We start from the raw sequence: 24411 nt of genomic DNA on the forward strand, positions 1-24411 counted from the left end.
GGGATACCCTGGTTGCTACGGCGGATGGCCACTAAAAGGCGAACTACGCAGTTTAGCACGTCAAGTGGCGTTAACTCCAGTCAATGTCTGCGCGCGGATGCGTGGGAGCGGCATCCTGTTCAAGCTGTGCCCGGACCTCCTCGCCCGAGACGCCGGCACGTGCTTCGGTCAAGGGCCGTTGACGCTCCTCCTTGAGAACCTCGTCGCCGATGCGCGTCAAGGCACCGATAAACTCAGCCGCAACCCCGTCGGGCGGAATTCCGCGGAGGAAAGGGTCGACGCTGAGTCGCTGGAGGTAGGCGAAGTGCTCCCGATCGCGCCAACGCTCCACTAACGCACCTTTGCTGATAGTTGGGTGTGCCGCAATCGTTTCAAGCAGTTGCACCAAAATCGCAGCACCTGGATTGGCCGAGCGCCGCCAGTCGTCAGGGGCTTCCTCAACCTCGCCCGCGAGTTCCGGATGATCGAGCAACAAGGCGATCGCCTGTGCGATCAGGCTCGGCCGAGTGGGATACGCCGTCCGCGCGCGTCCACGCGCGCGGACGGGCGGCCGCTGCGCCGGCGTCGGCAACCCCGCCAGCGCGGCCATGCGGCCAGCGAGCATGTCGCGGTAGATCCCGGGCGGTACCGCCTGAATCAACGGCTGCGCCAAGAGGGAGAACCGCGCCCGCCCGTCGATGCTGTTCATGTCGACCTGATCGCAGAGCTGCTCGAACAGAAACTCAGACAGAGGCTGCGCTTGCGTCATGCGCGCACGGAAGGCATCGGCGCCCTCGGCACGGATCAGGCTGTCCGGATCCTCCCCGTCGGGCAAGAACAAAAAGCGAATCGACTGACGGCCGGTCGCCGAGGGCAGCGTGACCTCCAATGCCTTCCAGGCCGCGGCGCGCCCTGCACGATCGCCGTCGAAGCAGAATACGACCTCGGGGGCCGTGCGCGAAAGCAGCTGGAGATGCTCGGCGGTTGTCGCCGTGCCGAGGGTCGCGACGACGTTCGTCACCCCGAACTGCGCCAGGGCGATGACATCCATGTACCCTTCGACGACGAGGACGGCATCGAGCTTGCGCTTGGCCTTTTGCGCCTCGAACAGGCCGTACAGCTCGCGGCCCTTGTGGAAGATCGGGGTCTCGGGCGAGTTCAGATATTTCGGCTTGCCCTCGCCGAGTAGGCGCCCGCCGAAACCGATCACCCGGCCGCGTCGATCTCGAATCGGGAAGATGATCCGATCACGGAAGCGGTCGCGTCGCCGCCCCTCCTCGTCGTAGATCAGCCCGCAGCCGAGCAGACGCTCGCGTCCCGAAGGGCTCTCGCCGAGGCGCGACAGGAGCAGGCGACCGTCGGGCGGGGCGAAACCAAGCCCGTACTGCGCCGCCACCTCGCCGGTGAGGCCGCGGGCCTTGAGATAGTCGACGGCACGCCGGGCCTCGGGATGGACCCGCAACTGCTCGCGATAGAGTTCGGCCACTTGCTCGTGAAGGGCGTACAGTGGTCCGTGATCGGGGCCGGGCCGACCCGCGTCGACCCCGTCGGGCACCGCCAATCCAGCACGCTGCGCCAGCTCGTCGATGGCCTCGCGAAAGTCGAGGCGGTCATATTCCATCAGGAAGCCGATCGCCGTGCCGTGCGCACCGCAGCCGAAACAGTGATAAAACTGCTTATCCTGGCTGACGGTAAAGGACGGGGTTTTCTCGTCGTGGAAGGGGCAGCGGGCTTGGTAGTCTTTACCGGCCTTGCGCAGCTGAATCCGCGTGCCGACGAGGTCGACGATATCGGTTCGCGTGAGAAGCTCGTCGATGAACTCGGGGGGGATGCGACCGGCCATGTGCCTCGGCAAACCGTTGAGCGACGATGCCGGAGTCAGCCTCCGAGGCGCTGTTTGACGCGGGCACTGACGCTGCCCACGTCGGCCCGGCCTTGAATCTGGGGCTTCAGCAGGTTCATCACCTTGCCCATATCGCTCATCGCGCTCGCCTGTGTGGACGCCATCGCCGCATCGATCAGGGACGCGAGCTCCTCATCGGTGAGGGCGCGCGGGAGATACGACTGGATGACCTCGACCTCGAAACGCTCGATCTCGGCGAGATCTTCACGGCCGGCACCGCTGTACTGACTGATCGAGTCGCGACGCTGCTTGACCATCTTGTCGAGGACGGCCAACACTTGAGCGTCGTCAAGTTCGATGCGCTCGTCGATCTCGCGCTGCTTGATGGCCGCGAGCATCAGGCGGATTACCCCGAGCCTGGTCTTGTCGCCCGCCTTCATGGCGGTCTTCATATCACTTTGGATTTGAAGCTTGAGCATGGTGAGGCGTTGAAACCGCAGCGAAACGGAAAGGAAGACTTGCGACGGCGTCGCAATGCGCGCGGCGGCCCCGACGAACGCGGGACCGGCATCTTAAGGGTACGACCTTAGTACGGACGCTCCCAGCGACGCGACTCGCGCTGCAGCTTCTTCTGGTGCCGCTTCACAGCAGCCGCCTTTTTGCGCTTGCGCTCGGACGTCGGCTTTTCGTAAAACTCGCGACGACGGACCTCGGCGAGCACACCTGCTTTTTCGCAGGACCGCTTGAAACGCCGCATTGCGACTTCGAAAGGCTCGTTCTCTTTGACACGCACGCTGGGCATGGATAATCCCTAAGGTTGGCTCCGGACAAGGGCGGATGGTCGAAGTTAAGCGCTGGGATTTTAGCGGAATCCATCCGGTGATTGCAAAGATTTCCGCGTGGCGCTCGAAATCGCTCGAGCGGGGCTGGAAACGATCCGGCGATCGCCCTATACTTCGCGGCTCGGCGCCGATGTAGCTCAGTCGGTAGAGCAACGCATTCGTAATGCGTAGGTCCGCGGTTCGAATCCGCGCATCGGCTCCAAAAACTCTACGACAACAGCAAAAGCCGGCACGATGCCGGCTTTTGCTGTTTCTGCGTCGGCCAAGCGTCGTTTCCGAAGCATCGCACCGGTGCGGCGCTGGCTTGCCGTCCTCGACACAGGCCCCGCGCGCCGAGGCTGGCCTCGGGTTCCGGGGTGTGGCACGCTTGGCCTCAAGCCTGGTGCCGACGGGCGTTGCTCGGAGTCCCAAAGTCTATCGCCCGAGTTGTCCCTGTTCTCATCCCGAGGGGTTTGCCGTGAACCTGCATTCCGTCACTTTGATTGTTTCGCTGAGCGCCGTCGGCGTCCTGCAGGTCGGTTGCGCCAGTAGCCCGAGAACGGGCACGTTCGACCCTCAAGTCGAAACCTTCCAGGTCGGGGACCGTCCGCAGATGGTGTTTCCCGGCGCATCCCGCGCGGAGGTGAAGGCGCTGGCGATGGGTTCGGCGAGGAGCCGGGCTTGGGTCATTGCCGAGACGACGGACGATCGTGTCGTCGCTCGGCGGCCGCTCGATCCGGGCTCACCTCTCGCGCGCGAACTTGGTCAGGCAGCGGCTACGGCCGCGCCAGGCAGTCTCGTCGAGGTCACCTCCTACTTCCTCGATGACCGCGGCAGCGTCAAGGTTGCGTTGGACGCGGCGCTGGTCTCGAAGCTGCCGGACGGCCAGCCGACGCGCACCGACGTGACCGAGGCATTTCGCCCGTCATTGGACGAATCCCTTCGCTCGCTCCACTCCACCTGGTCACGCGATCGCGCCAGGGTTGCACGTGCAGCACCGCCCTCGGGACCTGCACGGGCCGGCGAAACGCGTGACTCGGGCAACGCAGATGGCGCGGCGCTCGCCGACAGCGGTACAAGCCCTCCGGCAGCCTGGAGCGACGAGACGACGCCAACCGCGCCGACAGCCCCGTTGATGTCCAGCCAAACGCCCGCTGCAGCGACTCCCGCGCCGAGTCTATCCGAGCGGGCATCTCCGCCGGCACCGACCCCTGTCGCCGCCACGCCCGCGAGGCCGACCCCGGAGCCGCGCAGGCCCTCAAGCGGCCCTGCCCCCATCGTCGACACCAGACCGGTCCTCACGCGGACGCAGCCCGGTTCCGCAACGCAACCCATGTCGCTCCCCGAGCCGCTCCCGCAGCCCGCCGCCGAGACGATTCCGAACAGCGAGAACATGATGGCGCTCTCGCCGCTGCCCGGGAGCGTCAGCTGGGCCTACTACGCGGAACAATATGCGCGGCTTCGGGGATGCAATGTCGAGCCGAGCGGGTCGATCCTCATCGACTCGCGCAGCGACGGCGAGATCCACAAGGTCCCGTGCGCGGGTGCCGACAGCGTCTTGGTGCAATGCCAAAACGGCGACTGCCGCGGTCTTCTGTAGCCACCGCAATGGGGATCGCGTGTCCGCAGGGTTCCAGCTGACGGCGTCACCATGGATGATCTTTGCCCATCGCCCGGACGACCGACCGGATTCGGCACCCGCAGGCGAATGCCACCTTGCACGACACGGCGATCGCTCCCCGCACGGATGGTCCGAATCGTTCCGGTCGCGCTCGGGGTGCTCGCGTTCGAGTTCGTCGCCGCAGCGCCTGCGCCCGGCGTCCTCTTGTACGGGGCAACCCCGGAGCAGGCTAGAGACTTCGCGGTCGCCTCGGCATACAGGCGCGGATGGGGAATCCCCGCGGTCGGCGAGACGACGGTCGAGATCGAGCAAATCCTTGAGGAGAGCGATCCCGACGATCCCCTTGCCCCGCGGCGACTGATCCGCATCTCGGCCGTCTTCGTCCCCGAAGACTCCGGAACACGCGTCTTGTTGCGCGCGCGAGAGGTCCAAACATCGGCGACGGGCGAGGAGTGGTCGACGGATGTCACCGAACGCTATGCCGAGAATCTCGGCAACGCCTTGAGCTCGCTCAGGAGCAAGTGGGACGAACACCGCGACACCGGTGCGAGCAGGACTCGGGAGTCCGCCCGAGCACCGGCTACGCACGACAAATCGGTCGACAGGGCAGCGCAGACGGGCGCTGGACCGGTCGGCACCTGGGCCTACTATGCGGAGCGCTACGCCGAGAGCCGCGGCTGCGTGCTGACGGACGCGGAAACCGTCCTTGAAGCCTCGGGGCCGGAGTGGGAGCAACATCGGGTCAAGTGCCGAGACGGCCGTTCGCTGCAGGTGCATTGCCGCCTGGGCGACTGCACCACCCGCCGATGACGATCCACCGAGCGCACGTGGGTTTTTCGGCGCATTGCGCACGCCGGGCCGGCGTTCAGCCCGGCGGCGGCGGATCGTCTTCGTTGGACGAGCGACTGTCCCTTCCGGCAAGAAAAAGTGCCGCGACGCCGATTGCGATCAGTAGCAGAAGGGAGATTGCGATGAGGCTGCCCGCGAGATCCATTGTAGGTGTCTTTCCTCCGGTATCGGAGCGCCCCGCTCGACAGGGGTTCGCGCCGTGATGTCCGACCGCGGCCGGGCGATGCATCCGAGAGCGCGATGAAACTCTTCGCCGTTCAGAAGGTCGTCGGCCTGCTCTTGACGCTGTTCAGCTTCACGATGCTTCCGCCCGTCGTGGTCGGATTGATCTACCGCGACGGCGAGGTTTGGCCGTTCCTGGCCGCCTTTCTGCTGATCCTCGGCGTCGGCTTGCTGACCTTTCTCCCGGTGATGCGGCTCCGACAAGAGCTGCGCATCCGGGACGGATTCCTTGTCGTGGTGCTGTTTTGGACCGGGCTCGGGCTGGCCGGTTCATTGCCTTTCGTGTTGGCCGAGCTGCCCCGACTCTCGGTGACGGACGCGATCTTCGAATCCATGTCCGGTCTGACCACGACCGGCGCGACCGTGATCGTCGGGCTCGACGACATGCCCAAGGCCATCCTCTTCTACCGTCAGCAACTCCAATGGCTGGGCGGCATGGGGATCATCGTGCTCGCGGTGGCGGTGTTGCCGATGCTCGGAATCGGCGGCATGCAGCTGTTTCGTGCCGAGATGCCGGGCCCGGTGAAGGACGCCAAGCTCACGCCCAGGATTACCGAGACCGCCAAGGCGCTCTGGTACATCTATGTCGCCATGACCGTCGCCTGCACGCTCGCCTATTGGGGTGCCGGCATGACCTTCTTCGATGCGATCGGCCACGCCTTCTCCACCGTGGCCATCGGCGGCTTCTCGACCCACGACGCCAGTATGGGCTATTTCAACAGCCCCCTGATCGAGATGATCGCCGTGCTCTTCATGCTCATCGCAGCCATGAGCTTCGCCTTGCATTTCGTCGCCTTTCATCGACTCGATCTCGGTGTCTATCGGCGCGACAGCGAGCTACGGTTTTTTCTCTTCATCATGGCGACCGTGACCGCAATCACGACGCTGGCCCTCTTCTATACCGACACCTACATTACCTGGGACGACGCCTTCACCCATGGTCTGTTCCAGGCGGTCTCGATCGGAACGACGGCCGGGTTCACCACGGCGGAGTTCTTTTACTGGCCGCCGTTCATCGAGATTCTGCTACTGTTTGCAAGCTTCGTCGGCGGCTGTGCCGGCTCGACCGCCGGCGGCATCAAGGTCATCCGCTTTCTCCTGCTCATCAAGCAGGGGATCCGCGAGATCGAGCGCCTCATCCACCCCAGCGCCCAGATCCCCGTGCGCGTCGGCGGCAAAAGCGTCAACCACCGCGTCGTCGATGCCGTCTGGGGATTCTTCTCGCTCTATGTCGCGAGCTTCGTCATCATGTACCTTCTGCTCGCCGGAACCGGCCTGGATTTGCTCACGTCCTTCTCCGCGGTCGCGGCCTGCATCAACAACCTCGGACCGGGGCTGGCCCAGGTCGGACCCCACTACGCGAACCTGCACGACCCGGCGAAGTGGATCCTCTGTGTCGCCATGCTGCTGGGACGCTTGGAGATTTTTACACTTCTGGTCATCTTGACGCCCGCCTTCTGGCAGCGCTGAGCAGACGCGGCAGAACCTCCGAGCGGATGCCCGGCGCGCCGAGCATCGACTCAAGGGTTCGGCACGGATCGGCCTGTATTCACCGACAGACACAGCGGAGCGACGCCATGAGCATCGTCGACAACCTCGAAGCCATGCTGAAGCGCGGCCAGGATTCGGCCCTGCTGCGTTACAGCCTGGGTGCCGAATATCTCAAGGCGGACGAGACCGAGCAGGCACTCGAACATCTCGGCGAGGCCGTGCGCCTCGACCCCGGCTATTCCGCCGCCTGGAAGCTCTTCGGCAAAGCGCTCTCGGCACTCGGGCGCCATGCCGAGGCCATCGATGCGCTCGATCGCGGCATCGCGGTCGCCGAGGCCAAAGGCGACATCCAGGCCGCAAAAGAGATGAGGGTGTTTCGAAAGCGTGCCGAGCGCGCACTCTCGGACGCCGGCTGAGGTGCGTCCTCGCGGATCGCCTCGCGAAGCGGTTTAAACCGCGTCCAGAGCGAGAGGCTTATCGTCGAGTGAGTTCGACGTTTGGTGCATCCACGACCCTTAGCGGGGGGCGCGGTTTAAGAGAGATCTTGCCTGAACTCGGCGCCTGGATATAATCATGTCCATAAGCATTCATCGATATTCTCTGGAGAAGCACGATGCCGACCTATGACTACCGCTGCGAAGCCAACGACCGCGTCCTCGAAGTCAATCACCGCATGAGCGAGAGCCTCGCGAGCTGGGGCGAGTTGTGCGCACGCACGGGCACCGCACTCGGCGATACGCCGGCCGATGCGCCCGTGCATCGTCTCGCGACCGGCGGAAACGTCATCTCAAGCAGAAGTCTCGGCAGCGGCAACGCCCCCGCTTGCTCTACCGGGGCCTGCTGCCCGGGCGGGATGTGCGGCCTCAACTAAACCGCGTCCGGAGCTAAACCGCGTCCAGAGCGAGATTCTCGCTTTCGAGTGAGGTCGACGTTTGGTGAATTCACGGCCCTTCGCGGGGACGCGGTTTAGAATTATATATTTTTTAATACTTTAAACCGCGCCGTCTCCAGCGGTCGTCAAATCCGCCGGGGCCGATCCCATCCAAGAACATCGCATATCGCACCGGGCGCGGTTTAACCGAGCACCACATCGACCTCGATCGGCTGTCCGTCGCGATAAACCCGCAGGATGACCTTATCCCCGACCCGATAGGCGTCGAGCAGTTCCACCAACCTCTCGACCGAATCGACCTCGCGTCCGTCCACCCCAACGATGATGTCCGCTGCGGCGAGCTCACCGTCGCTGCCGATGACTGCAGCCCTCAACCCCGCTCGCGCAGCAGGCGATCCGTCTTGGACCCGAAGGACCAATACACCGGCAACCCCGACGCGCTCGAGTAAGCTCCTGCTCAGATCCCGATCGGTCACGATGCCGAGCGTCGGCCTCACGTAACGACCGTAGGCAATCAGGCGCGGCACGACGCGATTGATGGTATCGACCGGCACGGCAAAGCCGATACCCGCAAAATTTCCCGACGGGCTGAAGATCGCCGTATTCATACCGATCACGCGCCCCGCGCTGTCGATCAAGGGGCCGCCCGAGTTTCCGGGGTTGATCGCCGCATCCGTCTGAATCAGATGCTCGATCTTGCGCCCCTCATCCGACGGAATCGTCCGATCGAGCGCCGAGATCACCCCGCCGGTCAGCGAATAGTCCAACCCGAAAGGGTTGCCGATCGCCAAGACCTTCTGCCCGACCTTCAGATCGTGACTCGAGCCGATCGCCACCGGCGGCGGCCCGCCCGCGCCGCTGTCGATCCGCAACACCGCAATGTCGTGCTCCGGGCTGACGCCGACCAACGCCGCCTCGTAGACGCGCTGATTGGACAGCCTGACATAGGCCGCCTGCACGTCGGCAACCACATGATAATTCGTCACGACATGACCATGTCGGTCCCACATGAACCCGGAGCCCGTGCCGCGCGGGACCTCCAGGAGATTGCGCGACAGCAGATCCATGACGCGCCCGGAGGTGGTGATATAGACGACCGACGGACTGACCGACTCGAAGATCGCGATGGTCGTCTGCTCGTCGGCAGCCAACTCACCCCGCGCCATGATCTCGCGGGGTTCGGCTTGATACCGAATGAAGAGATCCTCGATCCAGGGCCGGCTCGCCAATGCGATCAGGAAGAAGATGACGAACCAAAAGAGGAAGCGACTGAGGGCGAAGGCGTGCATGGATGCGCTGTGGCGAAAAACCGCTTGGATTCTAATGGTTGACGCGAGGATTGACCCGAGACCGCTGCGTTCGACGCACCGGACTCAAGCGGCCGCTTCGCCCTGCTCGTCGGGCGGAATCGGCCAGGCCGTGAGAATGGCTTGGACCAGGGTCGCGAGCGGAATCGCAAAAAACACACCCCAAAAACCCCAAATTCCGCCGAACACCAGAATAGCCACGATGATCGCGACCGGATGCAGATTTACCACCTCGGAGAACAGAAGGGGCACCAAGACATTGCCGTCGAGCGCCTGAATGATGAAGTAGGCGACTGCAAGCCAAATGAAGGCCGGAGTCCAGCCCCATTGGAACCAGGCCACCAACAACACCGGCACCGTGACCACGGCAGCACCGATGTAGGGAATGATGACCGAAAAGCCGACCAGCAACGACAAGAGCATCGCATATTTGAGCCCGAAGCCGAGGAATGTGGCGTAGCTGACCAGCCAGACGACCAGGATCTCCCATGCCTTGCCCCTGACATAATTGGAGATTTGGCGATCGACGTCCCTCCAGATCTCGGTGACGATCGTACGATGCTTCGGCAGGAACCGGTGAAACCAGCCAACAATCAACTTCTTGTCCTTCATGAAGAAGAACACGAGCAGCGGCATGAGGATGAGATAAACCAGGATGGTGATGACCCCGACGACGCTCGCAAGCGACCAGGAGAGCACACGTTGCCCGAACATGACGGTCTCGGCCCTGATCACCCCGATCAACTCGGCGACCTGGGCCTCGGTCACCAACTCCGGGTAGTGCTCCGGCAGATCCAGGAGCGCCGTCGTGGCGACCGAGATCATCGAGGGTAACTGCTGCACCAGCTCGGTGACCTGAAGCGACACCGAGGGCAAAACGCCCACCAACACCAAGGCAACGAACGCCAAGAAGGCGACATATACCACCATGACGCTCGCAAACCGCGGCAAACCGCGACGCTCGAGCGGCCCGACCAGGCCCTCGAGCAAATAGGCAATGACGATGCTGGCCAAGACCGGCATGAGCATGCGGCCCATGGTAATCACCACGGCAAACAGGATCAGCAGCAGGACGGCCAGGAAAATGATCTGGGGGTCGGAGAAATAACGCCGAAACCAGTTCGCGACGATGTTCATGTGGACTGGATCAGCCTTCCGAGAGGTGTTTGGCTCGGTAATCGCGGTAGTGACGGGCGAACAGCGCTTCGAGATCGTCGATGACCTCGTTTGCGGGACGACCCTGCAGGACGTGCGCGGACATGAGCGCCGAGGTTTCGTTGAGCATGGGTCCGCGATCGAGCATCTCGTAGGTCTTCGATAGACGCTTGATCGCGGCGACCACGCTTTCCGCGGCCGGACGCGGCATCGGAATCGGCTCGCGTGGCCCGCGATGCGGCGAAGGCGCCTCGGCCCCGCGCTGCACGAGAAACTCGGCGAATGCGAGCAGCGTTTCACGCTCCTCGGCAGCGAGTGCACGAAACGACCGCACGAGACGGCGCTCCGACTCCGGTCCTTGAATTCGACTCATCACGGGAAATGGCTCAGTGGAGATTCGAGGGTCGGGTCCGGGGATAGCCGCAGCGCATCGGCGGCTTCGCAGTCGCTCGCAGAGGAGTGGTTAAGGGGTCCATCGCGTTTCGGCGTCAGTCGTCGTGCTCACGGCAGTAGGCCCGCGCAAACTCCAGCAGCTCTTCCATGACGCGCAACCGAAATTTCTGTTTCTGATGGACGAAGGAGAAAGGGCGGTCCAGAGGCGGATCCAGATTGAGCGCAACGAGCGTTCCCAGCTTGAGCTCTTTTTGAATCGTCGCCCCCGAGACCACCGACACGCCCATTCCAGCCTCGACGGCGCCTTTCACGGCCTCGGGACTTCCCAACTCCATGGAGACCTTAAGCACCGAATGACAGTCGTGTTGCAGGTTCAGGTAATCGTTGATCACCTCGCGCGTTCCCGAACCCTCTTCACGGCAGATGAAAGGATACTCAAGGAGGCGCTCGAAGGTGACCATCTCGGAGCCGGCAAGCGGATGACCGGGCGGAACGATCGCAAAGAGTTGATCGCGCTTGCAATGTTCCACGACCAAGTTCTTGTTCCCGACCGGCGCCTCGACCACTCCCAGATCAATGGCGTTGTTCTCCACCATCGAGACGATCCCGTCGCTGTTGGAGACCTTCAGGTGGATGATCACATCCGGATAGCGCTCCTTGAAATCACCCAGAAGGGTCGGGAGCATATACTCGGCGATGGTCGTGCTCGCACCGATCGCGAGCGCCCCGCTGATCTCGCCTGTAATCTCGCGAACCGCGTTCTCCATTTCGGCATAGAGCTCGAAGATGCGATCCGCCGAGCCGAATACCGTTTTCCCCGCTTCCGTCAGGCTGATCCGGTTGTGCGTCCGGTCGAACAGGCGCGTGTTGAAGTGTTCCTCCAGCTGACGAACCTGAAAGGTGACGGCCGGTTGCGTCATGTGCAGCACTTCGGCCGCCTTCGTGAAGCTCAGCAGCCGAGCGACCGTATGAAAAACCTGAAGCCTGCGATCTGCCATCCGGAGACCACGTCGAGATGACGACAGCGAAATAAACCGGACTTATATCACAATCACGGGACGTGGGGGTAGCGCCGCGGGGACAATGGATACCGATCGAAAAGAAGCCGAAAACGCGACCATCGAGGGTGATCTCGGAGACCGATTTTTTTCGCAACAATTTCTGGATAAACGTGGCACCTTCGCCTAAAGTGCGCCGCAGAAAAACAACGGACACGACACGACGAGGAGCCTCGCGCATGAAACGACACATCGCTCGCACGATTGCGACCGCCATTGCCGCCGGTGGTTTCGTCGCCGCCGGCCAATCGCTCGCCGCGGGCTTTTCACTTCCGGAGGCATCGACCACAGGCATCGGACTCGCGAACGCCTTGGTCGCGAATCCCGACGAGATCGGCGCCTTTGCCTACAATCCGGCGGCCATGGGATTTCACGACACCTCGAGCGTCTCGCTTGGCGCGCTCCTGATCAATCCCAACTTCAGTGTCCGGACCGCCTCGGGGCAACACGACAGCCAAGGCGCCGACTGGACAGTAGCCCCGATGATCCAGGCCGCGCTGCGGATCAACGAGGATTGGCGCATCGGACTGGGGATCACGGCCCCTTTCGGGCTCGAGACCCGCTGGAAAGACGGAACCTTCCCCGCCCTGAGCGGCACCGCACGCATACCGGTTCCGCCGCCACTGGATCCGAACGTGCCGCTCGGACAACCCACGGCAAGCAAGCTCGAGATCCTCGACTTCTCTCCGACGGTCGCCTATCGCGTCAATGAGAATCTCAGCCTGTCCGGGGGCCTGGATATCTACTGGGTGAAGAACGCCCAGCTCGACTCGACCGCGGGACGGCTCAGCGGCGATGGCGCCGATCTCGGCTTTAACCTGAGCGCGCTGTATCGTTACGAGGCATGGAGCTTCGGCGCCGCCTTTCGCTCCGGCGCAACCGTCGGGCTCTCGGGGAAGTACCAGCCCTTGAGCCCAACCCTGGTGGCCATCGGCCGGCTCCCGCCCGGACAAAACGCGAAGGTGGATGTCGACCTACCCTGGCGCCTGCAGCTCGGCGCGCGCTATGCGTTCACGGACGCCTTAGCCGTCGAGTTCGACTGGTCGCGCACGGGCTGGAGCGCGTTCAGCACGCTCAAGGTCGATGGCACCCGCACAGGGGAGACGATCTTTACCGACACGAATGACTGGAAAGACAGCAACGCCTACCGGGTCGGCGTCACCTATGAGGTTCTGCCGGACACCCAGCTTCGCTTCGGCTACTCCTACGACGAGACAGGGCAAGAAGACACCCATTTCAGTGCGCGCGTTCCGGACAGCGACCGCCACCTCTTCGGCATCGGGGTCGCATATCTCCTCGGCGACGGGTTGTCCATCGAAGCCGGCTACATGTACGTCAAGGCCAACGATCGCAGGATCCGCAGCGACACCCCGTATCGCGGAGGAGACATCAACGGGACCGATGCGATCAACGGTGATTACGAGATGGACGCGCATCTCATCGGACTCGGGATCGTCAAGGCATTTTAAACCGCGCCCGGCGCGATATGCGTCATTTGCCGGGATGGATTGGCCGCGCCAGCTCCGACGACCGTCGGAGCTGGCGCGGTTTAAAATATTAAAGATTAAAAATCATAAAAATAAGAACTTAAGTCGCAGCACCATCAAGGCCCCGCGACGCCGAGAGGGATTTCAGGGAGAGATCCGACGAAGAACGCCGCCCAGAGGGCGGCGTTCTTCGTGACCAACCCGGAGCGAGGCAACTGCGTCCCGGACACGCGTCGAGCGAGACCCGCGCGTGTGGCGCGGGGCGCGCTTCAAAATTTAAGCGTTTTTAATGCTCTAAACCGCGCCAGCTCCGACACGCGTCGGAGCTGGCGCGGCCAAGCCATTCCAGCAAATGACGCATACCGCACCGGGCGCGGTTTAGATGTAGAGACAGATGTCGCTTTGTCCCGCAAACTCGAAGAAGGCTGCCGCACCCGCGTATTCCACACCGTCGATGAACTCGCCCGGATTCATATCGAACAGATCGACCGTCATCTGACAGGCGATCAGCTTGACCTCTGCCTCTTGGCAGAGATCCCGCAGCTCTTCGACGCTGGCCACTCCCTTGTCCTTCATCTTCTTCTTCATCATCGAGGTCATCATGCCCTGCATACCGGGCAAGGTCAGACCCAGGACCGGGAACCACTTGTCCATGCCCATCGGCATCGGCATTCCGGGATTGCCCAGCGGGGTCACCTCGAGGGCGAGCTTCTTCTTCAGGAGCTGGAGCCCGTAGAAGGTGAAGAAGATCTGCGTCTCGTAGCCGAGCGCGGATGCGGTCGAGGCCAGGATAAAGGGCGGGTAGGCCCAATCCAGAGAGCCCTTAGTGGCGATAATGGCGAGTTTCTTTTCTTCCATCGTGTGTCCTCCTCGCGGGTCGATCGGCTCGCGGGTTGTTTCGGTTCGGCGAGACGGCTCGGGCCGTCAGCCCTTTTTGATCAAAAAATGGAATTTGCCGCCGTCTTCCTTCGACTCCATCAGCTCGTTGCCGGTCTGCTTGGCGAAGGCATCGAAGTCCTTGACGGAACCAGGATCGGTGGCGACAACGTGCAGCACTTGGCCGGAATCCATCGCGTTCAGCGTCTTCTTCGCACGTAAAATCGGGAGCGGGCAATTCAGGCCGCTGGCGTCGAGCTCTTGGTCAAAATCTGCCATGGAGTACCTCCGGTCGGGTGCTGTTTTAGAATATCAGTAGACACAAGAATTCGGTTTTATAGGCGAAACAGGCCGAAAAGGCAAGGTGCCGAGAGGTGCCTGAAAGCCCCGATCGGGCAGTCGCGACCGCCGTGATCGAGGCGCGTCGCCACGACTTATGCGATCGGGTAGCCGTGCCGCGCCCAGGCGATGATCCCCCCGCGCAGATTCAAGACGCGGTCGTACCCCTGCTGCAGCATGTAGGCGCACGCCTGGTAGGAGCGTGCGCCGCTGCGGCAGTACAAAACGACATCGCGATCTTTAGGCAATTCGCTGATTCGAATTGGAATTAGGTGCATCGGGACCTGCATGGCGCCGGGTATTGCGCCTTGGGCGATCTCGGCCGGAGTGCGAATATCCACAAGCAAAACATCCTCGCCGCCCGCGATGCGGCCGTGCAGCGATTCGGAGTCGATCTCGTTGATCACATCAATCGTCCTACCACAAACCTAAGTATTTAAGTATATTAAGGACTTTTGACGAGCAACTCAACGACCCTCGTGGGTTACCCATACCGATCATGACCATGGATTTCCTTCCGATCTTTCAAGACGTCAGGGCGAAACCCTGTCTGGTGGTAGGCGGCGGCGCGACTGCGGCACGTAAGGTCGGCAGCTTGCTCCGCGCGGGCGCCGCAGTCAGCGTCGTCTCGCCCGATCTATTCGACGCGCTGCGCCGACGCGCGGATGCAGGCGAGATCCGTCACCTCGCGAGACGCTTCGAGCCCCGCGATATAATCGGCAACCGGCTCGTGATCGCAGCAACAAACGACCGTCTAGTGAACCGACGCATCGCCGAGCTCGCCGGCGAGCACGAGATCCCGGTCAATGTCGTCGACGACCCGGATGCCTGCACCTTCTTGCTGCCCTCGATCGTGGATCGCTCGCCCGTTGTGGTGGCGATCTCCACCGGCAAGGCGTCGCCCGTGCTGGCGCGGCTTCTTCGAACCCGGCTCGAATCCATCATCCCGGCAGGCTACGGCCGGCTCGGAGAACTCTGCGCCCGGTATCGCGACCGGGTGAAGGAGCGCTTCAGCGACCTGCCCGATCGGCGTCGATTCTGGGATCGGGTGCTGGAAGGCGCGGTTGCGGAGCGCATCTTCGCGGGGCAATTCGCCGAGGCCGAGGCGGTCATCGAGCGCGAATTGGCCCACGATGCGCTCGAATCCGATATGGGCGAGGTCTACCTCGTCGGCGCCGGCCCGGGTGATCCGGACCTCCTGACCTTCCGCGCCCTGCGCCTGATGCAACAGGCCGATGTCGTCGTTTACGACCGCTTGGTCGCCGAGCCCATTCTCGAGATGACGCGCCGCGATGCCCGCCGCATCTACGTCGGCAAACAGCGCAACCACCATGCGATGCGGCAGGAGGAGATCAACCAACTCCTTGCCGATCTCGCCAAGGACGGACATCGCGTGCTGCGCCTAAAGGGCGGCGATCCCTTTATCTTCGGACGCGGCGGCGAAGAGATCGACACCCTCGCTGCGCAGGGCGTGCCCTTCCAGGTGGTGCCCGGCATCACTGCGGCGGCCGGCTGTGCCAGCTACACCGGCATCCCGCTGACCCACCGCGACTACGCCCAATCCGTGACCTTCGTGACCGGCCATCTCAAGGACGGCACCATGAATCTCAACTGGAGCGCACTCGCGCAACCAAGCCAAACGGTTGTCTTCTACATGGGACTCGCAGGCCTGCCGATCATCGTCGACCGGTTGACCGCACACGGCGTCTCGCCGCAGATGCCCATCGCGCTCATCCAGCAGGGGACGACGCACCTGCAGCGCGTCTACTCGGGCACGCTCGAGACCATCGTTGAACTGGTGAAGGCGGATCCTCCGCAACCACCGACCCTGATCATCGTCGGCGAGGTCGTAAAACTGCGCGAGAAGCTGAGCTGGTTCCGGCCGCCGGACGAGCCGCGGGTCGGCGCCACCACAAGCCTGGTCAGCTAAACTGCGTCTCCCCGCGGCATGCAGCGTTGCCGGTCGATCGGAATGCCTCGCTCCCCACAAAAGTCGGCGCCGACGCAGTTTAGGTTTTTAATTGATTTTTCTGTTTTTTATCCTAAACCGCGTCGGCTCCAACCTTGAAGAGAGCGTCCGACATCGACACAACCCGACGCGAACTCATATGGCACGGGACGCGGTTTAGCAGCGGTTTAGCGGGTGATGCGGTCTTCGGTGCCCGTGATCAGATTTCGGATGTTGCTGCGGTGCCGCCAGAACAGCAGGCCCGTGATGATGAGCTGCATCCCGATCAAGGCGTTGTCGGGCCAGAAGAACCAAACGATGACGGGGGCGAGTGCCATGGAGATCAGGGCGGACAGGGAGGAGATCTTGAGCACCTTGGCGACGAAGAGCCAAATCGCGGCCACCGAGAGGCCGATCGGCCAGAAGAGCCCGATCTGCACGCCCAAGGCGGTGGCCACGCCCTTGCCTCCTCGGAACCCGAAAAAGACCGGAAAGAGGTGGCCGATGAAGGCAGCCAAACCGATACCCGCCAGCACCGCCGGAGCAGCGCCGAGGAGATGACCGACCACCATCGGGATCAAACCCTTCAGACTGTCGCCGACCAGCGTGATCGCAGCGGCCTTCTTGCCGCCGATGCGCAGCACATTGGTCGCACCGGGATTGTTCGACCCCTGCGTGCGCGGATCCGGCAACCCCATCAAACGGCAAACGATGATGGCGCTGGAGACCGAGCCCAGCAGGTAGGCGGCGACGATGAGGAGCGAGGCTGTAATCATGGGCCGCAATTGGACATGGGAAGACCGTGCAGGTCAAGCGGGCGGATACGCCGCGGCCGCAGCCTCGTGCTTTTGTCGTTGTCGTGCTCGTCCGGAATCCGATGACGACAACGACAACGAGTAGAGCGTTCGACCACTTTTCCTGGTTGCGGCGCTTCCGGTAGATCCTTTTCCGGAAATCACCCAAACATTCAGATAGAGCTGGGCCAATATGAAGACATACAACCTCCTAAACCGCGTTCACGACAACGACAGCGGATTGCTCCGACCGCCCGCCAACACGACACCATCACATGTCCCTGCGAACGCGGTCTAGCATGGACACCGTATTCATTCGCGGCCTGAAGATCGACACCACCATCGGCATCCACGACTGGGAGAAGCGCATCCGGCGCCCCGTCGTTCTGGACCTGGAGATGGCCAGCGACATCGCGCGCGGCGCCGCCACGGATCGCATCGAAGACGCGCTGGATTACGAGGCCGTCACGCGCCGACTGGAGCAATTCGTCTCGGAGAGCCGGTTCGAGTTGGTGGAGACGCTTGCCGAGCGCTGCGCGGCCATCCTGCGCGAGGAGTTCGGGATCCCCTGGGTGCGCCTCACGCTCAGTAAGCCCGGCGCCGTCGGCGAAGGCGTGGACGTGGGCGTGTTGATCAAGCGCGGCAGTCGGGGTTGAATGGCCCATGGAGCGCCCCGTGTGCTGTCCAGCATGGCGCGACGCACCGTCGTAGCCGTAGGGTGGACAATCGCAGCGCAGTCCACCAGCCTCGGCGCGGGGTTTGGTGGACTTTGCTCTCGCTCGTCCACCCTACGGATATGGCGCCGATATGGCGCTCGTCCAGCCTTCCGGCCGGTCGCGTTCACAGGACCTCACGAGCCCCTAAAGGCTTGGCTTCTCGGTCCGACGAACGCGGCCGGCCTCGCGCGGTTCAGGGAGCCTCGATGTCGATGAGGACCTCGTTGCGGCGCAGAAAACCGGGCGTGAAGGGGTCGTTGTAATAGGCAAACACGGCAGGACCCGTGGCGGCTAGGCCACGCGCGGTCATCCAAGCGCGCAGCGCCGCCCCTTGCTCCGCAAGCGCGTCGTCCGTTGTCGAGCCGCTGAAGCGAACCGCCGCTCGCCGCTGTGCCGGGATTTCACGCAGACGCACCTCGGAGTTCCCCGGCGCGGGGAGTGCCTCCAGGCTGTAGCCGGAGGGCATGATGAAGCGCACCGACCAGGCGTCCTCACCCGTCTGCGACTGGATCACCGGAGCGGTCATGGCGATCCGCTCGGCAGGCGCATCGGGACGCTGTTGGATGACGGGTGCGGTCATCGCGATCTTCTCCCCGCCACGCTCCTTGGCAAAGATGTAGCGCGCGAGCGGCCCGAACCCGGCCCCGAGCGCCTCGCGCCGCGCACCGGTGCGCGTCGTCTCGGCGACCACCAAAGCGGGATAATCCCGGATCTCGAATGCGCCGTCGCTCTCCACCGCGACATACTCCGGGGTCTCGACGTTCTGAACCACGAAGACGAAGACAGCCATGGCGACGATGCCGAGCACCGCCACCGCGCCGACGATCAAGAGGAGTATCTTCATCCCTCGCCTCGCGAAGCCAAGCCGCCGATACGCAGCAGTTGCGTCACCAGCTCGCCGGTGTCGTCCGGCTGATCGGCTCGGTCGGCCGGTGTCCAGGAATAATCCGTTTCGAGCCGGTAGGATCCCAGAAACGTGTAAGGGACCTCGCCGCCCCACTCGGCCGGCGCGAGCATCGAGAAAAAGGGCTCGCCGACCGCCTTGCGATAGAGGTGATAGGTCCGCCCCGGAATGCGTTTGAAGGCACACTGCGCACGGGTCAGCGTCTGCTCCTCCTTGGCGTCCGCGAGGACCTTGCGTGCCTCCTGTTGAAGCAGCTTGATCTGGTCGGCGATGACGCGAAGCTTCGCACCCGTGCGGGCGCTCAACATCGACTCCGCCCGCGCGACCTCGCTCGCCAGCTCGCCGGAATCGAAGGCCGGGGCCAAGCGGCTGACCGGATAGGGTGAACTGTGCGCACCACCGCGGTGAAGCACGCCTTTGTCGTCGTTGCTCATCTGTCTGTCTCTCTTGTTTCGTCGTCCGTCCGAGGATCGACGGCCTCCCGGCGATATAGTGTCGCCGTGCGAAAAAGCACGAACGAGGATATCGCGATGGATGATACGACCGACAAGCTCCGCGGACCCGATGGAACCGGCGCGACCGAGATCTCGGCCCGACTCGCCGAGCTCATCCGCACGGAGATCGCGGCCGCCAACGGCCTGCTGCCCTTCGACCGCTTCATGGATCTGGCCCTCTACGCGCCGGGTCTCGGCTACTACGTGGCCGGTGCGGTGAAGCTCGGACGGGACGGCGATTTCGTGACCGCGCCCGAGATCTCGCCGCTTTTCGGGCGTTGTCTTGCCGCCCAGTGTGCCGAGGTGCTGGAGCGATTCGGCGGCGGCGATCTGCTTGAGTTCGGCGCCGGCACCGGCACACTCGCGGTCGAGGTGCTTGGAGCCCTGGAGCACCTCGACGCCCTGCCCGGCCGTTACCTGATCCTGGAGCCGAGCCCGGATCTTCAGGAGCGCCAACAGACACTGATTCGGGAGCGGGCCCCGCATCTGGCGGAACGCTGCGCATGGCTGACCCGTCTGCCGACGGCCCTGCGCGGAGTTATCCTCGCCAACGAGGTGCTGGACGCCATGCCGGTGCATCGCTTCAGCATCCGCGATGACGGCGGAATCGACGAGGTCTTCGTCACCGAGCGCGCCGGCGATCTGCGCGAGGTCACCGCGCCGGCACGTTCGCCCGGACTCGCCGACGCCGTCGGCGCGCTGCACGCCGAGGGCTTGGCCCAAGCACCGGGCTACGGCTCGGAGATCAACCTGCGCCTGCCGCCCTGGATGAAGGCGCTGAGTCCCGCGCTGGATACCGGCCTCGTCCTGCTGGTCGATTACGGCTATCCGCGCCCCGCCTATTACCAGCCCGACCGCACCATGGGGACACTCATGTGCCACTTGCGCCACAAGGCCCACGGCGACCCCTACACCCATATCGGACTGCAGGACATCACCGCGCATGTGGATTTTACCGCGGTCGCCGAGGCCGGTGTCGCCGCGGGCTTCGATCTCGCCGGGTTCACCACCCAGGCCAACTTCCTGATCGGCTGCGGGATCGACCGGATCCTGTCCGAGGCGCCCGATGCCTTCGAGCTGACCCAGGGCGCGAAACAATTGCTCCTGCCGACGATCATGGGGGAGCGGTTCAAGGTCATGGGCCTGACGAAGGGGATCGAAGAGGCGCTTTGCGGCTTCTCGATCCGAGACCTCAGCGGGAGGCTCTAAACCGCGTCCAGTGCGAGATGCTCACTTTCGAGTGAGTTCGACGTTTGGTGCTTCCACAGCCTTTAGCGGGGACGCGGTTTAGTATGATCTATTTTTTAAGATTCCAAGGGCGCGGATCGATCGATGACCTCGGGCGTTCGCGCCCGACAGGGTCCCGGACACGGATCCGGCGACTCGACCGAGAGCAGCGCCGACCCATTACATCGCCGATCGACATCTCTTGATCATGCCTTCGATCTGGGTGAGGATACTCAGGATTGAGAAACCCGATCATTCACCAGACCCCGCCCCGCACCCGCGAGGCCATCCCGCCGAAACAAGGCAGCAGGAGCCGGATGAGAGGATGTAAACTCTGTCGATACAGCAAGGTCTGCAATGATCTCCCGGGGGTTTGCATCCTGCTCATCTATGCCACCATCTTTGTGGTGGTCACCGCACTCGGCTATCTGTTCGTGACGCAAGAGCTATTGTGACGGCGCGCGATCACGGGTGCCGGCATCACCTATCTGCGATTGAGGCCGGCGGCTGGAAGCTGGCGGCCGGAGGCTTTACCGAACGATGAAACATCCTGTCGTGCTCGTCGGTGTCGGCGAGATGGGCGGCGTTTTCGCGCGCGGCCTTCTCAAGCTCGGCCATCCCGTCTTCCCCGTGCTGCGCGGTGCCTCTTTGGTCACGGCAGCAGCCCAGCTGCCCGAGCCGCAATTGGTGTTGATCGCGGTCGGAGAGGCCGACCTGGCCGCGACCCTCGCCGCTGTTCCGTCGCAATGGCGGGGGCGTCTCGGCCTGCTGCAGAACGAGCTGCTGCCGAGCGACTGGGCCGAGTGTGTCGACCCGACGGTGATCTCGGTCTGGTTCGAGAAGAAACCGGGGCGCGACCACAAGGTCATCATCCCCTCCCCGGTGTACGGGCCTCAGGCGGATCTGCTGGCCGATGCGCTGGCGACCCTGGCGATCCCCACACACCGCCTGAGCAGTCCTGATGAGCTCGTCTTCGAGCTGGTGCTCAAGAACCTCTTCATCCTGACGACCAATATCGCCGGGCTGCGCACGGGCGGAACGGTCGAGACCCTGTGGTCGCGGCATCGTGCCTTTGCCGAGCAGGTCGGCCACGAGGTGATCGATCTTCAGGAGGCCATGACCGGGGGTCGATTCGATCGCGATGCGCTCTTCGCCGCGCTCGGCATCGCCTTCGCGGGCGACCCCGAGCACGCCTGCATGGGTCGGAGCGCACCGGCCCGCCTCGCCCGCGCCATTCGCAACGGCGAGGCGCATGGTCTGGACCTGCCGGTCCTGCACGCGATCGCCGCCGAGCAGGCATGAGCCACGCCGTGACCGACGCCGACCCGCCCGAGACGCCGCCTGCGAACGAGCCTTCGAACAAGACCGCGAACGAGACGGCCGCACTCCTCGCCCTCGGACGTGCCGTCGAGCTGCATCTGGAGGTCCGCTTTCAAGACGGCTTCGTCGCACTCTCGACCTTCGACGCCGAGCCGATCGCCTGCACCATCGGCGACGGGACCCTGACGCCGGAGCTCGAGTCCACGCTCCTCGGCCTTGTTCCCGGCAGCGAGACCTATGTCGTCGCCCATGGCTCGGAACTCTTCTCGCCCTATGACGAGGCCAACATCCACTGGATGGAGCGCGGCGATTTCCCGCCCGAGATCGCGCCCATACCCGGTCTGGTCGTCGCCTTCGAGACACCCGGCGGTCACGAGACCAGCGGGGTCGTCCTGGAGGTGGAGCCCGATCGCGTGCAGGTCGACTTCAACCATCCCTTCGCCGGGCGTTCCTTGACGATCCGCGTCCGCGTCTTGTCCGTGGCCGGTCCCGAACCCGAGCCTCGGTTCAAGCATGGCCCCGAGGCGTGAATTTTCCCGACCGATCCCCTATTCTTCGACTCTATGAACATCCTTCTTGCCAATCCCCGTGGGTTCTGCGCCGGTGTCGACCGCGCGATCGAGATCGTCGAGCGCGTGCTCGAGCTCTACGGCGCGCCCGTCTATGTCCGGCATGAGGTGGTGCACAATCGCTTCGTCGTCGACGGCCTCAAACGGCGCGGCGCCGTCTTCGTGGAGGAGGTCGACGAGGTCCCGGACGGGGCCACGCTGATCTTCAGCGCCCACGGCGTCGCCCAAGAGGTCCGCCGCGCGGCGCAAGGGCGAAACCTGCGCGTCTTCGACGCGACCTGCCCATTGGTGACCAAGGTCCATCTCGAGGTCGCACGGCACTGTAAGAACGGTGTCGAAGTCATCCTGATCGGGCACGCCGGCCATCCCGAGGTCGAGGGCACCATGGGTCAGTGTGTAAGCGACGGCGGGGCGATGCACCTGGTCGAGTCGGTCGCCGATGTCGCCGGGCTTGGGATCAAGGACCCCTCGCGTGTCGCCTACGTCACCCAGACCACCCTCTCGGTGGACGACACGAGCGGGATCATCGACGCACTGCGTGAGCGCTTCCCCGAGATCCAAGGGCCGAAAAAGAGCGACATCTGCTATGCGACCCAGAACCGACAGGACGCGGTCCGTGATCTCGCCGCGCGCTGCGATCTGCTGCTGGTGGTCGGCTCGGCCAACAGTTCCAATTCCAACCGGCTGCGCGAGCTGGCCGAGAAGCAGGGCTGCACCGCCTATCTGATCGACGGCCCCGAGGACATCCGCCGGGACTGGCTCGGCGCCTCGCCGCGGGTCGGGCTCACCGCCGGGGCCTCCGCCCCCGAGGTGTTGGTCGAGCAGGTCATCGCGCAGCTCGAAGCATGGGGCGTCGCCGGGGTCGAGGAGCAGGACGGCATCCGCGAGCAGGTCGTCTTCCCCTTGCCGCGCGAGCTCGGGGAGAGGGCTGCATCATGAGCGATGTCCTCGTCGTCGGCGGCGGCATCATCGGTCTCCTGACCGCACGCGAGCTGGTCGAGTCCGGGGCCGAGGTCACCTTGATCGAGATGGGCGAGACCGGCCGCGAATCATCCTGGGCCGGCGGCGGCATCATCTCGCCGATCTACCCCTGGCGTTATCCGGAGGCGGTCACCGCACTCGCGACCTGGAGCCAGCACGCCTATCCGGAGCTGGCCGAGGCGCTCGTGCAGGAGACCGGGATCGATCCCGAGCTGACCCTGAGCGGCATGCTGGTGCTGGATATGGACGAGCACTCGGTCGCCGTGTCCTGGGCCGAGCGCCATGGCCACCCGATCGAGGCGGTCGAAGGCGCACATCTGCACGAGATCGAGCCCCAGCTCGGACCCGGTCTCACGCGTGGACTCCTGCTCCCGCGCATCGCGCAGGTACGCACGCCGCGCTTGAGCAAGGCGGTTCGCCGCTCGGTGGAAGACCGCATCCAGCTGCGCGAAAACGAAGAGGTCTTGGAGCTTCTGGTCGACGGCGGTCAGGTGACCGGGGTACGGACGCCGGACGGGCCGATCGAGGCGCGCCGGGTCGTCATTTGTGCCGGCGCATGGACCGCCAAGCTGCTCGAGCAGCTTGGCGAAACGCCCGACATCGCGCCGGTGCGCGGTCAGATGATCCTTTTCTACGGCAAGCCCGGTCAGATCAACCACATCACCCTGCACCGCGAGCAGTATCTCATTCCGCGGCGCGACGGGCGGATGTTGTTCGGAAGCACCCTCGAGCACAGCGGATTCGTCAAGACGACGACCGCCGAGGTCAAAGAGGCGCTCTACCGTGCGGCCTTCGAGATGTTTCCCGTCCTCAAGCGCACGCCCATCGAAGACCACTGGGCGGGGCTGCGACCCAGCTCGCCGAGCGGCATCCCCTTTATCGGCGCCTATCCGGGCGTCGACGGGCTGTTCATCAACGCAGGACATTTCCGCAACGGTCTCGTCACCGGCCCGGCCTCTGCACGGCTCGCGGCCGATCTTGTGCTGGGGCGCACACCCATCCTGGAACCTGCCCCTTACGCGGTCGATGCAGCGCGCTAACCCGCTTAAACCGCGCCCGGTGCGGTATGCGTAATTCGGTTGTTTTTGAATCGTTCCTTACTCTGTAGGTTGTGCTGGCGCAGGA

27 protein-coding genes and 1 tRNA gene are annotated in these 24411 nt (G+C 63.8%); 15 read left to right on the forward strand and 13 right to left on the reverse strand.

Annotated elements, in window-relative coordinates; translation table 11 throughout:
• Window positions 1–70: 70 nt before the first annotated feature.
• The 3 genes from dnaG to rpsU all read right to left on the reverse strand — a co-directional run bounded on the left by dnaG (window position 71) and on the right by rpsU (window position 2624).
• Window positions 71–1822, reverse strand: coding sequence for a DNA primase (gene dnaG, locus BDD21_RS24950; protein ID WP_120799461.1), 1752 nt, complete (start codon window positions 1820–1822; stop codon window positions 71–73).
• A 35-nt stretch (window positions 1823–1857) separates the two neighbouring features.
• Window positions 1858–2301, reverse strand: coding sequence for a GatB/YqeY domain-containing protein (locus BDD21_RS24955; protein WP_120799462.1), 444 nt, complete (start codon window positions 2299–2301; stop codon window positions 1858–1860).
• A 107-nt stretch (window positions 2302–2408) separates the two neighbouring features.
• Window positions 2409–2624, reverse strand: a complete 216-nt coding sequence (rpsU, locus tag BDD21_RS24960; RefSeq protein WP_007041206.1) for a 30S ribosomal protein S21 — start codon at window positions 2622–2624, stop codon at window positions 2409–2411.
• Between the two features lie 166 nt (window positions 2625–2790).
• Between rpsU and BDD21_RS24965 the strand changes: the two genes are divergently transcribed.
• The 6 genes from BDD21_RS24965 to BDD21_RS24990 all read left to right on the forward strand — a co-directional run bounded on the left by BDD21_RS24965 (window position 2791) and on the right by BDD21_RS24990 (window position 7697).
• Window positions 2791–2866: transfer RNA gene (locus BDD21_RS24965), tRNA-Thr, on the forward strand.
• A 255-nt stretch (window positions 2867–3121) separates the two neighbouring features.
• Window positions 3122–4243, forward strand: coding sequence for a hypothetical protein (locus BDD21_RS24970; protein WP_120799463.1), 1122 nt, complete (start codon window positions 3122–3124; stop codon window positions 4241–4243).
• 147 nt (window positions 4244–4390) lie between these two features.
• Window positions 4391–5074, forward strand: a complete 684-nt coding sequence (locus tag BDD21_RS24975) for a hypothetical protein (protein ID WP_120799464.1) — start codon at window positions 4391–4393, stop codon at window positions 5072–5074.
• Window positions 5075–5353: 279 nt separating this feature from the next.
• The gene (locus BDD21_RS24980; protein ID WP_120799465.1) at window positions 5354–6805 is read left to right on the forward strand and encodes a TrkH family potassium uptake protein; all 1452 of its coding nucleotides are present in this window, start codon (window positions 5354–5356) and stop codon (window positions 6803–6805) included.
• A gap of 107 nt (window positions 6806–6912) precedes the next feature.
• A complete protein-coding gene (locus BDD21_RS24985) occupies window positions 6913–7242 on the forward strand; it encodes a tetratricopeptide repeat protein (protein WP_120799466.1) in 330 nt (109 codons plus the stop codon).
• 197 nt (window positions 7243–7439) lie between these two features.
• Window positions 7440–7697 carry an FmdB family zinc ribbon protein gene (locus tag BDD21_RS24990; protein WP_120799467.1) on the forward strand — a complete coding sequence of 86 codons (258 nt, stop codon included), beginning with the start codon at window positions 7440–7442 and terminating at the stop codon, window positions 7695–7697.
• A 203-nt stretch (window positions 7698–7900) separates the two neighbouring features.
• Here the strand turns inward: BDD21_RS24990 and BDD21_RS24995 are convergent, their stop codons facing one another.
• The 4 genes from BDD21_RS24995 to BDD21_RS25010 all read right to left on the reverse strand — a co-directional run bounded on the left by BDD21_RS24995 (window position 7901) and on the right by BDD21_RS25010 (window position 11571).
• Window positions 7901–9007 carry a S1C family serine protease gene (locus tag BDD21_RS24995; protein WP_120799468.1) on the reverse strand — a complete coding sequence of 369 codons (1107 nt, stop codon included), beginning with the start codon at window positions 9005–9007 and terminating at the stop codon, window positions 7901–7903.
• An 84-nt stretch (window positions 9008–9091) separates the two neighbouring features.
• Window positions 9092–10162 (reverse strand): AI-2E family transporter, encoded by a 1071-nt coding sequence (locus BDD21_RS25000; RefSeq protein WP_120799469.1) that lies wholly within the window; start codon window positions 10160–10162, stop codon window positions 9092–9094.
• Window positions 10163–10172: 10 nt separating this feature from the next.
• Window positions 10173–10553, reverse strand: a complete 381-nt coding sequence (locus BDD21_RS25005; RefSeq protein WP_170164902.1) for a hypothetical protein — start codon at window positions 10551–10553, stop codon at window positions 10173–10175.
• Window positions 10554–10668: 115 nt separating this feature from the next.
• Complete coding sequence (locus tag BDD21_RS25010) at window positions 10669–11571, reverse strand: LysR family transcriptional regulator (protein ID WP_120799470.1); 903 nt, start codon at window positions 11569–11571, stop codon at window positions 10669–10671.
• Window positions 11572–11810: 239 nt separating this feature from the next.
• Here BDD21_RS25010 and BDD21_RS25015 point away from each other — a divergent pair, with 239 nt between their 5' ends.
• Window positions 11811–13100 (forward strand): OmpP1/FadL family transporter, encoded by a 1290-nt coding sequence (locus tag BDD21_RS25015; protein ID WP_120799471.1) that lies wholly within the window; start codon window positions 11811–11813, stop codon window positions 13098–13100.
• A 396-nt stretch (window positions 13101–13496) separates the two neighbouring features.
• On the opposite strand, the gene dsrE2 is transcribed toward BDD21_RS25015, so the two are convergent.
• The 3 genes from dsrE2 to BDD21_RS25030 all read right to left on the reverse strand — a co-directional run bounded on the left by dsrE2 (window position 13497) and on the right by BDD21_RS25030 (window position 14740).
• Entirely contained in the window at window positions 13497–13976 is a 480-nt protein-coding gene (dsrE2, locus tag BDD21_RS25020; protein WP_120799472.1) for a sulfur carrier protein DsrE2, read from the reverse strand.
• Between the two features lie 66 nt (window positions 13977–14042).
• Window positions 14043–14273: a sulfurtransferase TusA family protein gene (locus BDD21_RS25025; protein WP_120799473.1), complete on the reverse strand. Its 231-nt coding sequence runs from the start codon at window positions 14271–14273 to the stop codon at window positions 14043–14045.
• Between the two features lie 155 nt (window positions 14274–14428).
• Window positions 14429–14740 carry a rhd_2599 family sulfurtransferase gene (locus BDD21_RS25030; RefSeq protein WP_120799474.1) on the reverse strand — a complete coding sequence of 104 codons (312 nt, stop codon included), beginning with the start codon at window positions 14738–14740 and terminating at the stop codon, window positions 14429–14431.
• 98 nt (window positions 14741–14838) lie between these two features.
• On the opposite strand from BDD21_RS25030, the gene cysG reads away from it, so the two are divergent.
• The gene (gene cysG / locus BDD21_RS25035) at window positions 14839–16263 is read left to right on the forward strand and encodes a siroheme synthase CysG (protein WP_120799475.1); all 1425 of its coding nucleotides are present in this window, start codon (window positions 14839–14841) and stop codon (window positions 16261–16263) included.
• Window positions 16264–16469: 206 nt separating this feature from the next.
• Here the strand turns inward: cysG and plsY are convergent, their stop codons facing one another.
• On the reverse strand, window positions 16470–17057 hold the full coding sequence (gene plsY, locus BDD21_RS25040) for a glycerol-3-phosphate 1-O-acyltransferase PlsY (RefSeq protein WP_120799476.1): 588 nt from the start codon (window positions 17055–17057) through the stop codon (window positions 16470–16472).
• Window positions 17058–17374: 317 nt separating this feature from the next.
• Here plsY and folB point away from each other — a divergent pair, with 317 nt between their 5' ends.
• Window positions 17375–17731, forward strand: a complete 357-nt coding sequence (gene folB, locus BDD21_RS25045) for a dihydroneopterin aldolase (protein ID WP_120799477.1) — start codon at window positions 17375–17377, stop codon at window positions 17729–17731.
• 253 nt (window positions 17732–17984) lie between these two features.
• Here the strand turns inward: folB and BDD21_RS25050 are convergent, their stop codons facing one another.
• Both BDD21_RS25050 and BDD21_RS25055 read right to left on the reverse strand, forming a co-directional pair.
• Complete coding sequence (locus BDD21_RS25050) at window positions 17985–18635, reverse strand: SOUL family heme-binding protein (RefSeq protein WP_120799478.1); 651 nt, start codon at window positions 18633–18635, stop codon at window positions 17985–17987.
• Entirely contained in the window at window positions 18632–19129 is a 498-nt protein-coding gene (locus BDD21_RS25055; RefSeq protein ID WP_120799479.1) for a DUF2452 domain-containing protein, read from the reverse strand. The genes BDD21_RS25050 and BDD21_RS25055 overlap by 4 nt, the downstream gene beginning before the upstream one ends.
• A gap of 96 nt (window positions 19130–19225) precedes the next feature.
• On the opposite strand from BDD21_RS25055, the gene BDD21_RS25060 reads away from it, so the two are divergent.
• From BDD21_RS25060 to thiO, 6 genes are all read left to right on the forward strand, one after another.
• Entirely contained in the window at window positions 19226–20398 is a 1173-nt protein-coding gene (locus BDD21_RS25060; protein WP_120799480.1) for a class I SAM-dependent methyltransferase, read from the forward strand.
• Window positions 20399–20655: 257 nt separating this feature from the next.
• A complete protein-coding gene (locus BDD21_RS27615) occupies window positions 20656–20871 on the forward strand; it encodes a hypothetical protein (protein ID WP_147431222.1) in 216 nt (71 codons plus the stop codon).
• 85 nt (window positions 20872–20956) lie between these two features.
• Complete coding sequence (locus BDD21_RS25065) at window positions 20957–21718, forward strand: ketopantoate reductase family protein (protein WP_120799481.1); 762 nt, start codon at window positions 20957–20959, stop codon at window positions 21716–21718.
• Window positions 21715–22266 (forward strand): FKBP-type peptidyl-prolyl cis-trans isomerase, encoded by a 552-nt coding sequence (locus BDD21_RS25070; protein ID WP_120799482.1) that lies wholly within the window; start codon window positions 21715–21717, stop codon window positions 22264–22266. The genes BDD21_RS25065 and BDD21_RS25070 overlap by 4 nt, the downstream gene beginning before the upstream one ends.
• A 33-nt stretch (window positions 22267–22299) precedes the next feature.
• Window positions 22300–23244, forward strand: coding sequence for a 4-hydroxy-3-methylbut-2-enyl diphosphate reductase (gene ispH / locus BDD21_RS25075; RefSeq protein ID WP_120799483.1), 945 nt, complete (start codon window positions 22300–22302; stop codon window positions 23242–23244).
• Window positions 23241–24326, forward strand: coding sequence for a glycine oxidase ThiO (gene thiO, locus BDD21_RS25080; protein ID WP_120799484.1), 1086 nt, complete (start codon window positions 23241–23243; stop codon window positions 24324–24326). The genes ispH and thiO overlap by 4 nt, the downstream gene beginning before the upstream one ends.
• Window positions 24327–24411 lie beyond the last annotated feature (85 nt).

It is taken from the genome of Thiocapsa rosea, from assembly GCF_003634315.1.
GTDB classification, from domain to species: Bacteria; Pseudomonadota; Gammaproteobacteria; order Chromatiales; family Chromatiaceae; genus Thiocapsa; species Thiocapsa rosea.